This is a genomic window from Streptomyces pinistramenti (genome assembly GCF_020564935.1).
In the GTDB taxonomy this organism is placed as follows: Bacteria; Actinomycetota; Actinomycetes; order Streptomycetales; family Streptomycetaceae; genus Streptomyces; species Streptomyces pinistramenti.
Map to the genome: position 1 here is coordinate 39,964 of NZ_JAJCXB010000027.1, position 12,920 is coordinate 52,883.

The window sequence follows — 12,920 nt, forward strand, 5'->3', positions numbered from 1 at the left end:
CGCGCGCTCCGGCGGCCGGATCCGGTCAGCGGCGCGGGTTGACGGCCCGTTTCAGCGCGGGAGTCAGCGGGCGTTCCACCCAGCGGTGCAGCACCCACGCGAGCGCCAGCATCGTGGCGAGGGTCAGGACCAGCGTCGCGTACGACGGCAGTCCCGCGCCGACGTGCAACGCGCGGACGACGACCCAGCCCAGGTGCTCGTGCACGAGATAGAACGGGTAGGTCAGTGCGCCCGCGACGGTCAGCCAGCGCCAGTTCGCCCAGTGCAGCTTGCCCAGCGCGACGGCGGCGACCAGCGCGAAGCCGACGGTGACGACCGCGATGATGCCGGTCGCCGAACGGTAGGAGAAGCCGCCCGTGGACGCCGGGTGCCACAGTCCCGCGACCGCGTAGTGCTGCCCGATCAGCCAGCTGACCAGCACGATCGCCCAGGCGATCGGATCGCGGGCGCCGTAGCGGTGCAGCAGGTAGAGGCCGACGCCGCCGATGAAGAACGGGGCGTATTCCGGCATCAGGACGACGTCCAGGAACGGCTGGTGGGCGGCCTGCGCGAGCGCGGCGGCCAGCGTCCAGCCGGCGCAGAAGAGGACGACGCGGGTGCGGGTGGCGCCGGGCAGCACGACGCAGAGGGCGAACAGCGCGTAGAACCGCATCTCGGCCCAGAGTGTCCAGCACACGCCGAGCACCCGGTGGACGCCCAGCGGCATTTGAAGCATCGTCAGGTTCGTCAGCACATCACCCGGCGGCAGTGCCTTGTACGCCACCCAGGGCAGCGCGAAGACGGCGGTGACCAGGAGGACGGCGACCCAGTACGCGGGGTAGAGGCGCGAGACGCGGGAGGCGATGAAGGCGCGCAAGTGTGCCAGACCGGGCGAAGTCCGGCCCGATGAAGGGTGGCGGCGGGCGACGGGTGGGGCCCAGCCGCTGAGGCAGATGACGAAGCCGCTGATCACGAAGAAGATCTGCACGCCCAGGCAGCCGTACGCGAACAGGCCGGAAACGGTGGGGAATTGGTGGGCGGGCGAGCTGCCCCAGGCCGTCGCGATCTCGCCGTCCCGGCCACCGTAGTGGTACCCGGCGACCATCAGCGCGGCCAGCAGCCGCAGCCCGTCCAGCGCCCGCAGCCGGGACGGGCCCCGGGTGCCGGCCGGCGGGCCGGCCGGTGCGGCCGCCGCTTCCGGGGCCGCGGGCGCCGCGGCCGTCAGCTGACTCGTCATCCGAATGCGGCCCGCTTCTTCAGGCGCCGCTGTACGGCCCGCGCGCGGCGTGCCACCCGGCGGACGGCGGCGTTGCGCGGCAGGAACGACAGCTGCGAGGGGATCGCGCCGGGCAGCCCCAGCGCGGTGAGCCTGCGGCGCTTGAAGTAGCGCCAGGTGTACTGGTCGAGATGGGCCGTCAGGTAGCGCTCGGCGGCCGGCCGCAGGCCCGGGTGGATCTGGTGCTGCATGGCGTAGCCGACCGCCTGGACCAGGCCGGTCGGCGGTGCGGCGGCCCGGCGGGCGCCGCCGTCCGCGTCGCCGATGTCGGGGACCAGCGCGTCCACGATCGTCACCGGCATGCGGTTGCTGTTCTGGTACGGCGTGAGCCGCTCCAGCAGGAGGCCGGTGCCGGTCCGTGCGGTCGGCAGGCCGTAGAAGGCGGACGCGGTCAGCAGCGCGGTGGAGAAGCAGCCGACGACCAGTGCGGGCCGCATCCGCTCGTAGAGCACCTCGGCGAGCACCGGCTGCTCCAGCACCGTCAGCGTCACGTCCAGCTTCTCGGCCTCCCGCTCAAGGAGCCGTGACCAGCGGGCCGGTGCCGAGGGGTGCGGCTTGAAGACCACCTCGCGGTGGCCGCGCGTCACGGCGCCGCGCACCATCCGCACGTGCAGGTCCTCTTCTTCCTGCGGCGTGAGGATGCCCAGCGCGGAGAGGTACTGCCCCAGGAGCAGCGCGCCGCCCTCCGGTACGTCCAACTCGCCGCTGGCCTGGCCGAGTTCGGTGAGCACCTTGGTGAACGCGGCGGTCGGCACGGTGTGCGCTTTCACCCCGAACTCGGTGAGCAGCAGCGGTGTCAGGCCCGGCACCAGGTCCAGGTGCAGCAGGCGGCCGATCCGGGTGCCGACGAGCGGATCGAGCTTGTTGCGGGTCGGGCCGTAGCTCATCAGGCCGTCCGCGTAGACGTCGATCGGCGCGTCCGGGAACAGCTGGGAGACCGCGAGGGCGGGGTTGACCTGGATGGACTCGACGACCAGCTCGACGCGGTCGTCGCCAAGGCCCCACAGCAGCCGCAGGTACCGCTCCCACAGCGGCACGTCGTCGGGGCGTGGCGACCAGCCGCCGGGGTGGAAGGGGCTGATCGTCTCGTTCCACGACAGCACCCGGTCGAACCGGCCGCGCAGCCGGTCGAAGCCCGGCATGGTGTCCACGGCCGGGGCGGTCTCGGGCGTCGTCGCGTTGTTGCAGACCAGCAGCAGCCTGCGGTCGGCCGGGGCGAAGGCGTCGCTGTCCAGGGCCGCGGCGAGGGTCGCCGCGCCGTACAGGGTGGACACCAGGAAGATCCGGGTCAGGGAGCGGCCGGTCATCAGGCGGCGACCCCCGTGGCGACGGGCCTGCGGCGCAGCCGCCGCAGCCGGGACGCACGCTGCACATCCATCGATTCCAAGGCTTCCTTCAGTAGGTCCTGCGGCATGCGTTTCATGGCCGCGGCGCTCATATCGCGCAAAGTGCGGGCGACCTGCGGTTCGAACCGTTCGATCGAACCGAGATGGTGGGAAATGATCGCGCAATACGTACGGACCGCCTTCGGCAGCAATTCCGCCGCGTCACGGTCCCGCGCGGTTTCCTCGATGACCTGGTCGAATGCGCGGATGAAGTCCAATTGCCGCACATCCCCGATCTGCGTCAGCGAAGACGCCACCCCGCGCCGGTAGAAGACGCCGAGCAGTCCGACCACCGCCATCGACGACGCCTCGCGGTGCAGCCGCCAGATCCACGGCCGGTCCTCCGCGGTGCGCAGCCCGTCCCGGAAATGCAGCACGCCGTCGTCGAGGAGCCTGCGGTGGTACATGCCGGCCCAGGCGTAGGCGTAGTCGACGGACGTGGAGCGGTCGGCCGGCAGGATCACCGCGCGCGGGTCCATGACCACCCCGCGCCTGCCGTGCGGGACGCGGTGCACGGTGCGGGTGCGCCCGGTGCACTGGACGTGGTCGGTGCGCACGAAGTCGCAACCCAACTCCTCTATTACGGCCAGGAGTTCGGCGAAGTGGCCGGGCGCGAGCCAGTCGTCGCCGTCGAGGAAGGCGAGGTACTCGCCGCGGGCCGCGTCCAGGCCGGTGTTGCGGGCGGTGGCGAGGCCGCCGTTCTTCTCGTGCCGCAGCAGCCTGGCACCCGGCAGCTCGCGCTCGGCGCGCTGGAGGATCTGCGGTGTCTCGTCGCGCGAGCAGTCGTCGACGAGCAGGAATTCGAAGTCCTCGCGGGCATTGGCCGCGAGGCTTTTCAGGGTGTCGGGCGCGTATGTCTGCACGTTGTAGAACGGCACGATGACGGAGAGCTTAACCACCCGGGTGACGTTAGGTGCGCCGCCGCCATTCGTCTTTACGGGAGGTGAACTTCGCGGTGAACGAAGAATGGCTGGATGGTTAACCAGGCTGCTTCCGGGGTCGGTTCGCCATTCGTCGGCCCGCTGTTAACCCTTTGTTGATTCCCGGTTGGCCCGCCGAGCGTCGTGCCTTCCTAGCGTCATCGACGTGCCCTCACGTACCACTTCTACGCCGCGAGTTGCCGTACTCGCCGACTCGGACACCCGATGGAAATGGGGCGCTTTGACAGCGTACCGAATCCAGCCGGACGTCCGGCTCGACGGCTACCTCCTGCGCGGCCGCGCCACTCCCACGGTCCGCCAGCTCGACGAAGTCGGCGCCCGTGCGGAGCAGCTGCGCGAAATCCGCGGCGTCGACTTCCTCGACCTGATGAGGGACGACGCCGCCTCCGACGCACCGTACGACGTCGTCGTGCTGGCCTGCGTCGGCGGTGCGGTGCAGGCGATGCTGCACGGCCTCGCCCGCGCCTGGGAGAGCGGCACCGCGGCGGCCGCCCGCCGTCCCGTCGTGGTCACCGGATACGTCGGCGTGGTCTACGAAAAGCTCGCCGACGGGCTGCTGCTGCGGCACGGCGCGGACGTCGTACTCGCCAACTCCCGGCACGACGCGGACCGTTTCCGCGCGGTCTACCGCGGCGTCGGCGCCGATCCGGGCAGCGTCGTCGAATGCGCCCTGCCCTTCCTCGGCGGCGCGCCCTACACCGGCGCCCCCGACGGCACGGACCGCCCCTGCACCGTGGTGTTCGCCGCCCAGCCCTCCGTGCCCGACAGCCGCGCGGACCGTACGTACCTGCTGCGCAGGGCCGTCGAGCACGCCCGCAGGCACCCCGGCCGCGAGGTGCTGATCAAGCTCCGCAGCAAGCCGGGCGAGCACACCACACACATCGAGGAACTGCCGTACCAGAAGCTCGCCGCCAAGATCCCCGGCGGACTGCCCGCCAACTGCCGCCTGGTGTACGGCAACATGGGCGAGATCCTGGACCGCACCGACCTGATGGTCACGGTCAGCTCCACCGCCGCCCTGGAATCCCTGCACCGCGGCATCCCCACCGCCGTCCTCACCGACCTCGGCATCCGCGAGGCGCTCGGCAACCACCACTTCCTCGGCTCCGGCTGCCTCGCCTCCTGGGACGAACTCGACGCCGGACACCGGCCCGAGCCCGACCCCGCCTGGCTCGCCCGGCAGGGCGTCGCGGCCGACGGCGGATACGAGCGGGCCTTCGACGCCGCCCGCGACCGGGTCACCGCGCTGCGCACCGCAGACCGCCTGCCGCCGATCACCCCGTACTACACGCCGCGCACCGCCCCCGGTTACCTCCCCGGCATCCTCGCCCGGCACGGCCTTGACCCGCACGGCGCCCCGCTCGCCGGATACGCGGCCGACGGCCCGCAGACCCCCGGCGGCCTGCGCAAGGTCGCCCGCGACACGGTCCGCGACGCCGCCCGCGGCGCCTACCGCCACGGCGTGCAGCGCGTCGCCCCCGCCATCCGCCGCTGGGGGCAGCTGTGAGCACACCGCCCGCCCGCACCCGCAGCCCGCACGGCCCCCGGAAGGAGCCCGACATGCCGCACAGTCCGCAGAGCAGCCCGCCGACCGTCGTCGCCGTCATCCCCGCCCGCGGCGGATCCAAGGGCGTACCCGCCAAGAACCTCGCGGCCGTCGGCGGCGTCCCGCTCGTCGCCCGCGCGGTCCGCGCCTGCCGCGCCGCCCGCCTGGTCACCGACGTCGTCGTCTCCACCGACGACAGCGGCATCGAGGCCGCGGCCCGCGGCGCGGGAGCCGTCGTCGTCCGCCGCCCCGGCGAGATCGCCGGCGACACCGCCACCAGCGAGGCCGCGGTCCTGCACGCCATGGACGCCTACGAGGCCGAACGCGGCACCCGGATCGACACCGTCCTCCTCGTCCAGTGCACCAGCCCCTTCCTCACCGGCGACGACGTCGACGGCGTCGCCGCCGCGATCGTCGAGGACGGTGCGGACAGCGCGCTGACCGTCGCCCCCTTCCACGGCTTCGTCTGGCGGGACGCCGACGCGGTGGCCGAAGCGGTGGACGCGCTGGAGCCGGCCGGCGGGCGCGGCGAGTCCTTCGGCGCCGGGTCCATACCGTCCCAGCAGGTCACCGCCACCGCCACGGCCCTCGCCACGTCCGGCGGCTACGGCGTCAACCACGACTCGTCCTTCCGGCCGCGCCGCCAGGACCGCCCGCAGGACCTCCTGGAGACCGGCGCCGCCTACGGCATGGACGCCGCCGGATTCCGCGCCGCACGGCACCGCTTCTTCGGCCGCACCGAACTCGTCCGCACCGACCCGGCCCGCGTCCTGGAGATCGACGACCCGCACGATCTGGCCCGCGCCCGCGCCCTGGCGCCGCTGCTCGACGGGCAGCTGCCCGTCGCGCTGCCGAGCGCCGACGACATCGACGCGGTCGTCCTGGACTTCGACGGCACCCAGACCGACGACCGGGTGCTGATCGACGCGGAGGGACGGGAGTTCGTCTCCGTGCACCGCGGCGACGGGCTCGGCATCGCCGCGCTGCGCAAGGAAGGGCTGAAGCTGCTGATCCTGTCGTCGGAGCAGAACCCGGTCGTCGCCGCCCGCGCCCGCAAGCTGCGGATCCCGGTCCTGCACGGCATCGACCGCAAGGACCTCGCGCTCAAGCAGTGGTGCGAGGAGTCCGGCGTCGCCCCCGAGCGGGTGCTCTACGTCGGCAACGACGTCAACGACCTGCCCTGCTTCGACCTCGTCGGCTGGCCGGTCGCGGTCGCCGGGGCGCACGACGTGGTGCGCGGCGCGGCCCGCGCGGTCACCGCGACCCCGGGCGGCAGCGGAGCGATCCGCGAGATCGCCTCCTGGCTGCTGGGCCCGTCCCTCTGACCCACCCGCAACACCTGCAACACCTGTCCATGCAGGCCCTTTTCACCACCTGTACCCCCGCACGACCCACGACGAAGGAACCTCCCCATGAGCAGCACCTCCCGCCTCCGCACCCTCGGCAACCGCGAGGCCGGCCCCGGCCGCCCCGTCTACGTCACCGGCGAGATCGGCATCAACCACAACGGCGACCTGGAGAACGCGTTCGCGCTGATCGACGCCGCCGCCGAAGCCGGCTGCGACGCCGTCAAGTTCCAGAAGCGGACCCCGGAGATCTGCACCCCGCGCGACCAGTGGGACATCGAGCGCGACACCCCCTGGGGCCGGATGACCTACATCGACTACCGCCACCGCGTCGAGTTCGACGAGGACGGCTACCGCGCCATCGACGAGTACTGCAAGAAGCGGAACATCGCCTGGTTCGCCTCCCCGTGGGACGTCGAGTCCGTCGCCTTCCTGGAGAAGTTCGACGTGCCCTGCTACAAGGTCGCCTCCGCCTCCCTCACCGACGACGAGCTGCTGCGCGCCATGCGCGCCACCGGCCGCACCGTCATCCTCTCCACCGGCATGTCCACCCCCAAGCAGATCCGGCACGCCGTCGAGGTCCTGGGCAGCGACAACATCCTGCTCTGCCATGCCACCAGCACCTACCCGGCCAAGGCCGAAGAGCTGAACCTCCGCATGATCAACACCCTTCAGGAGGAGTACCCGAACGTCCCGATCGGCTACAGCGGCCACGAGACCGGCCTCCAGACCACCCTCGCCGCGGTCGCACTCGGCGCCGCCTTCGTCGAGCGCCACATCACCCTCGACCGCGCCATGTGGGGCTCCGACCAGGCCGCATCCGTCGAGCCGCAGGGCCTGACCCGCCTGGTCCGCGACATCCGCACCATCGAGGAGTCCCTCGGCGACGGCATCAAGAAGGTCTACGAGAGCGAGCTGGGCCCGATGAAGAAGCTGCGCCGCGTGAGCGGCGTGGTCGCCGAGGCGGAGGCCGCCGACCGCGCCCCGGCCTCGGTCTGACCGGCGGGAAGGACGGCGGGAGAACACTGTGAGCGCATCCGAAGGGGCCTGCGCCACGCCGCCCGACGGCGACGAAGCGGCGGCCCCGCCCCAGGAGACCGTGGACCCTCCCGCCCACGGTCTCCTGGGGGTGCCCCGGCAGCGCAGGAGACCGGGCACCGGCGGCCCGGCACCGGAGCCGGGCGGCGGCACGCTCGCCTTCGTCGAGAGCCCCGTCCAGCTGCTCAACGTCCTGGAATGGGCGCACACCCAGCAGGCCGCCCAGGTCACCGTCGTCGTCCTCGCGCCGTACGACCCCATGACCCGCGGCCAGCTCCGGCGGATGGCCGAACTCGCCCGCGAAGAAGGCCACACCGTGCGCTGGGAAGAGGCCCGCGGCGGCGCGAGCGCCCCGCTGCGCACCATCGGCGGACTCACCCCGCTGCTGCGCCGCGCCCGGCGCGTCGTCATCGGCGATCCCTTCTCGCGTTACGTCCAGCTGCTGCTCACCCTCGCCCGCGCCCGCGACCTGGTGGTCGTCGACGACGGCACCGCCACCATGGAGTTCATCGTCCAACTGGCGCGCGGCGAACGGCTGGTGCGCTGGCACCGGCACGGCAGCGGACGCGGCGCGCGCGACCTGCTCTTCGCGCCGTTCTCGGCCACCGCACGCCGTCGGCTCACGCCGGCTCCCGACGGCGGCCGGCGCTCCGTCGGCCTCTTCAGCTCGATGTCCGTCGAACCGCCGCCCGGCGTCCGCGTCACCGCCAACGAATTCGCCTGGACCCGCGGCCGTTTCGGCCCGCCCCGGCTCACCCGCGCCGCCGACATCGTCGGCACCTCACTCGTCGAGACGGGGGTGGTGGACACCGAGCGCTACCTGGAAGCGGTCGGCGCCCTGGCCCGTACGCACGGCGCCACCCGCTACTTCGCGCACCGCAGGGAGCACACCGACAAACTGCACCGGCTCGCGACCGAGACCGGTCTGGAGGTGGTACGCCCCGACCTGCCACTGGAGTTGATCGCCCGGCGCGGCCCCATCGGGAAGCTGATCCTCAGCTTCCCCTCCACCGTCGTGCACACGCTGCCGCTCGCCCTGCTCGGCACCGGGGTACGGGTCGCGGTCTGCGACGTGGACCCGGCATGGCTGACGAGCAAGGCGTCACCGCGGGCCCAGGGCTTCCTCGACGGCGTCACCGGCACCGCCCGTGACGTGCAGCGACTGCCTCCGGGCGAGCCCTGAGCCGGGGATGGTGAAGCCCCGGATCCGTCGAATGAAGCGGTAAGGGATACCCCTCGGACAGATGGCCCATGCGCCGGGCGGCCCTGAAATTCTCCCCTATGGGGTTGAACTTTTGTTGATCTAGGGTCAGTTGCCCCGGCCGGGCCCGTAACCTTCCCCGCGTGAACCAACTGAAGTCCCGCGCTGCCGATACCGACGACGTCCCCGCGAAGGAGTTGTTCCCCGGCGCCCTGCCCGACCCGCTGCGCGGCGAACTCATCGCCTTCCGCCGCGACTTGCACATGCACCCCGAGCTGGGGAACCAGGAATTCCGGACCACCGCGGCGATCAAGGCCCGGCTGGAACAGGCCGGTCTGCGGCCCCGCGTCCTGGACATCGGCACCGGCCTGGTGTGCGACATCGGCACGGACCCGGGCGGCCTCGCCGACGAGCCCGCCGCCCGCCCCGTACTCGCCCTGCGCGCGGACATCGACGCGCTGCCCATCCCGGACACCAAGACCGTCTCCTACCGTTCCACGGTCGCCGACCGCGCGCACGCCTGCGGCCACGACGTGCACACCACCGTCGTGCTCGGCGCCGGCCTGGTGCTGGCCGGCCTCGCCCGCGAAGGGCTGCTGCCGCACCCGGTCCGGCTGATCTTCCAGCCCGCCGAAGAAGTCCTGCCCGGCGGCGCGTCCGACGCCATCGAGTCCCGCGTACTGGACGGCGTCGGCCGCATCCTGGCCGTGCACTGCGACCCTGGTGTCGACGCCGGACGGATCGGCCTGCGCACCGGCCCCATCACCTCGGCCTGCGACCGCCTTGAGGTCGCCGTGGACGGCCCCGGCGGCCACACCGCACGCCCGCACCTGACCACCGACCTGGTCACCGCCGCCGCCCGGATCGCCGTCGACGTCCCGGCCCTGGTCGCCCGCCGCGTCGACGCGCGCTCCGGACTCGCCGTCACCTGGGGCCGGCTGGACGCGGGCCACGCCTGCAACGTCATCCCGCAGCACGCCGAACTGTCCGGAACGGTGCGCTGCCTGGACCTGGACACCTGGCGCCGGGCCCCCGACCTCCTGCACGCCGCCATCGACGAGACCGCCGCGCTGCACGGCGCGAAGTCCCAGATCACCTACGTCCGCGGGGTGCCGCCGGTGGTCAACGAAGCCGGTTCGGCTCAGTTGCTGCACGACGCGATGGCCGTCCGGCACGGCGCCGCCGCCATCGAGGACACCGAACAGTCCCTGGGCGGCGAGGACTTCTCCTGGTACCTCGAACACGTACCGGGCGCGATGGCCAGGCTGGGCGTACGGCCGCCCGGCGATCCCGTACGGCACGATCTGCACCGCGGCGACTTCGACGTGGACGAGCAGGCGATCCAGGTGGGTGTGGAGCTGTTCACGGCGGCGGCACTGCTGGACGCGGCGCGCTCCTAGGGGCTGTCGCCCTCCCGGCCGGGGCGCCCGCCGCGCTCCCCGGCCGCCGCGTCCGCCCGGCCGCCAAGGTCATGCCGACGCATGGATGAAGTAAAGAGAAACCCATGGCGTGTTAAAGCGCGTCTGACGAACCATCGGATACACATGCCCTGGCCCGCTCTTCACGCGAGCGGGCCGCCGCGGCGCCGGGAGCTACCGCGCGCCTTCGAGCGTGCCCGTATCCCGGGCCGTGTACCCCGCCGGTTCTGTCAGGAGCAGCTTCATGCGTTATGGACAAGCACTGCGTCATGAGATCGCGTCCGAGGGGACGACACCCCTCATCGGCGTCTACGACATGTACTCGGCGTCGGTCGCCGCCGGCCACTACAACGGTTTCTTCGTGTCCGGCTTCGGATTCGCCGCGTCGCACTACGGACTCCCCGACATCGGGTTCATCGCCTGGCCCGACATGGTGGCCTTCGTGGAACGCCTGCGCGGCGCCTTCCCGCGCCACCACCTGCTGGTCGACATCGACGACGGCTACGTCGACCCCGAGGTGGCCTGCCACGTCGTGCGGCGCCTGGAGCGGATCGGGGCGAGCGGCGTCATCCTGGAGGACCAGAAGCGCCCCCGCAGATGCGGGCACGCGGACGGCAAGGTGGTGCTGCCGCTGGAGGAGTACCTGGAGAAGCTCGACCTCGTCCTTGCCAGCCGCAGTGACCTGCTGGTCGTGGCGCGGACGGACGCCACGGAAGAGGACGACATCCTGCGCCGGGCCGCGGCGCTGGCCGCGACCGACGCGGACGTGGTGCTCGTCGACGGGGTGCGCAGCGTCGACTGGATCCGCCGCATCCGCAAGGTCGTCGGCGACAAGCCGGTGCTCTTCAACCAGATCGCCGGCGGGAAGTCCCCACGCCTGTCGCTGACCGAGCTGACCGAGCTGGGCATCGATGTGGCCATTTACAGCACCCCCTGCCTGTTCGCCGCGCACCGCGCGATGGAAACGGCCATGGCGGAGCTGAAGTTCGCCGACGGCAGGCTTCCGGCCACCGGGGCGGGCGGCGGCGACATCGGCGTCAAGGAGGCCACCGACCTGCTGGCTCAGAACATCGGGCGGCAGCACCCGCAGCGACAGGCCGTCCTGGCATGACGCCGGGAGCCGGCCCGCGGCACGCACGGCCGCGGCGCCTGAAGCGCCTGGCGGGCGGGGCCACCGTCGCCGCTGCGGTGGTCGGGGAGGTGCTCGGCGCCGGCGCACTGACGGCCGACGCCGCGGGCCGCTCCCTGATCCTGATCGACAACTCCCACGCGGATTCCTGGCTGGAGATCGACCGGGCCTTCAACCTCCAACTGGGCGGCGGCGTCACCGGCAGTGACCTCGACGGTGGCGGGACGCACCTCACGTACACCCTGCTGTCCCCGCTGACCCGAGAGGATCGGGGCAACCACGGCGAGCCGGCCTCGGCGGGGGAGAAGGAAGAGGAGTGACCCGGTGACCAGGCGGCTTTCCCGGCCGCTATGACCTGACGACCCCGAGGGGGCGGTGGCGCAAGCCTCCGCCCCCTCGCGCGTGCCGGGCGCGTGCGCCCGGCGCCGCCCCTTCGCGACGAATCGATAACGGCCGCGTCGTGGAGGGTTTTGCGCCATGTCTACGCGCGTTAATCTCCCGCTAAGCCGGCGCCACCGAAGGTGCCGGGAGCGAAGGGAAGGCCCCGTGCGTCGGGTCACCAGGATTGCCGCCGCGGCCAGCGCCACCGCTGTCCTCGCGCTCACCGCCACCGCGTGCGGGCAGAGCTTCGCCGAGGCCAACCGCGCCAAGCACGCCGGCGTCGGGCTCGCCTTCGACATCGGAGGCCGGGACGACCATTCGTTCAACGAGGCGGCGGCGCGCGGTACGGAGAACGCCAGGAAGGCGCTCGGTGTCAACGTCAAGATGCTGACGGCCAAGAACGGCGAGACCGAGGCCGACCGCGAGCAGCGGCTGACGTCCTTCGCCGAAGCGGGCTACAACCCGGTCATCGGCGTCGGCTTCGCCTACAGCCAGTCCGTGCAGAACGTCGCCAAGGACTTCCCCGCCACCACGTTCGGCGTGGTCGACGCGGTGCCGACGGGCAAGAACGTCGACGCGATGGTCTTCGCCGAGCACGAGGGCTCCTATCTGGCCGGCGTCGCCGCGGCCCTGAAGAGCAAGAGCCACGAGGTCGGCTTCATCGGCGGCGTCAACAACGCGCTGATCCAGAAGTTCCAGGCCGGCTTCGAGCAGGGCGTCCGGGCCACCGACCCGAAGGCCAAGATCACCTCGCAGTACCTCTACCCGAACAACGACAAGGGCTTCAACGACCCGGCCGCCGCGAAGGCCAAGGCCGCCGGCATGCTCGACAGCGGGATCGACGTGATCTACTCCGCGGCCGGACAGTCGGGCGCCGGAGCCATCGAGGCGATCAGCAAGCGCAAGGGCGCCTGGGCGATCGGCGTGGACTCCGACCAGTACCGCCAGGCGGGTCTGGCGAAGTACCGGAACTGCATCCTCACGTCCGTGGTCAAGAACGTCGACGTCGCGGTCTACGACCTGATCAAGAGCGTCGAGCACGGCAAGCCGCTGACCGGCGTGCACAGCTACGACGTGCGCAGGAACGGCGTCACGCTCGCCACGTCCGGCGGCTTCATCAAGGACATCCAGCCGCAGATCGACGCGGCCAGGAAGAAGATCGTCGAGGGCAAGGTGAAGGTCAAGGAGACGCCCTAGACGAGTGAGTCCGGGAACCGGGCGGCACGGCGGCGGCCCCCGAGGCCCGGCCCGCGTCCCCATCCGACCTTCCGCACCACACC

11 protein-coding genes are annotated in these 12,920 nt (G+C 72.1%); 8 read left to right on the forward strand and 3 right to left on the reverse strand.

Annotated elements, in window-relative coordinates; all coding sequences use genetic code 11:
* Positions 1–25: 25 nt before the first annotated feature.
* Genes LIU39_RS19650 through LIU39_RS19660 form a run of 3 tightly spaced genes read right to left on the reverse strand, consistent with a single transcriptional unit; the run spans position 26 to position 3,539 of the window.
* Complete coding sequence (locus LIU39_RS19650; RefSeq protein ID WP_227048077.1) at positions 26–1,216, reverse strand: acyltransferase family protein; 1,191 nt, start codon at positions 1,214–1,216, stop codon at positions 26–28.
* Positions 1,213–2,562, reverse strand: coding sequence for an alpha-2,8-polysialyltransferase family protein (locus tag LIU39_RS19655; RefSeq protein WP_227048078.1), 1,350 nt, complete (start codon positions 2,560–2,562; stop codon positions 1,213–1,215). Before LIU39_RS19655 ends, LIU39_RS19650 begins: the two co-directional genes overlap by 4 nt.
* Positions 2,562–3,539 (reverse strand): glycosyltransferase family 2 protein, encoded by a 978-nt coding sequence (locus LIU39_RS19660; protein ID WP_227048079.1) that lies wholly within the window; start codon positions 3,537–3,539, stop codon positions 2,562–2,564. The genes LIU39_RS19655 and LIU39_RS19660 overlap by 1 nt, the downstream gene beginning before the upstream one ends.
* Positions 3,540–3,726: 187 nt before the next feature.
* Between LIU39_RS19660 and LIU39_RS19665 the strand changes: the two genes are divergently transcribed.
* From LIU39_RS19665 to LIU39_RS19700, 8 genes are all read left to right on the forward strand, one after another.
* Positions 3,727–5,088, forward strand: a complete 1,362-nt coding sequence (locus tag LIU39_RS19665; RefSeq protein ID WP_308409400.1) for a DUF6716 putative glycosyltransferase — start codon at positions 3,727–3,729, stop codon at positions 5,086–5,088.
* A gap of 53 nt (positions 5,089–5,141) precedes the next feature.
* Complete coding sequence (locus LIU39_RS19670) at positions 5,142–6,452, forward strand: acylneuraminate cytidylyltransferase (RefSeq protein ID WP_227048081.1); 1,311 nt, start codon at positions 5,142–5,144, stop codon at positions 6,450–6,452.
* 87 nt (positions 6,453–6,539) lie between these two features.
* A complete protein-coding gene (locus tag LIU39_RS19675; RefSeq protein ID WP_227048082.1) occupies positions 6,540–7,472 on the forward strand; it encodes an N-acetylneuraminate synthase family protein in 933 nt (310 codons plus the stop codon).
* Between the two features lie 28 nt (positions 7,473–7,500).
* A complete protein-coding gene (locus LIU39_RS19680) occupies positions 7,501–8,694 on the forward strand; it encodes a hypothetical protein (protein ID WP_443742999.1) in 1,194 nt (397 codons plus the stop codon).
* Between the two features lie 161 nt (positions 8,695–8,855).
* Positions 8,856–10,112 carry an amidohydrolase gene (locus LIU39_RS19685; RefSeq protein WP_372463975.1) on the forward strand — a complete coding sequence of 419 codons (1,257 nt, stop codon included), beginning with the start codon at positions 8,856–8,858 and terminating at the stop codon, positions 10,110–10,112.
* A 262-nt stretch (positions 10,113–10,374) separates the two neighbouring features.
* Entirely contained in the window at positions 10,375–11,241 is an 867-nt protein-coding gene (locus tag LIU39_RS19690; protein ID WP_227048083.1) for an isocitrate lyase/PEP mutase family protein, read from the forward strand.
* Complete coding sequence (locus LIU39_RS19695; protein ID WP_227048084.1) at positions 11,238–11,579, forward strand: hypothetical protein; 342 nt, start codon at positions 11,238–11,240, stop codon at positions 11,577–11,579. Before LIU39_RS19690 ends, LIU39_RS19695 begins: the two co-directional genes overlap by 4 nt.
* A 226-nt stretch (positions 11,580–11,805) precedes the next feature.
* On the forward strand, positions 11,806–12,837 hold the full coding sequence (locus LIU39_RS19700; protein WP_227048085.1) for a BMP family lipoprotein: 1,032 nt from the start codon (positions 11,806–11,808) through the stop codon (positions 12,835–12,837).
* Positions 12,838–12,920: the final 83 nt, after the last annotated feature.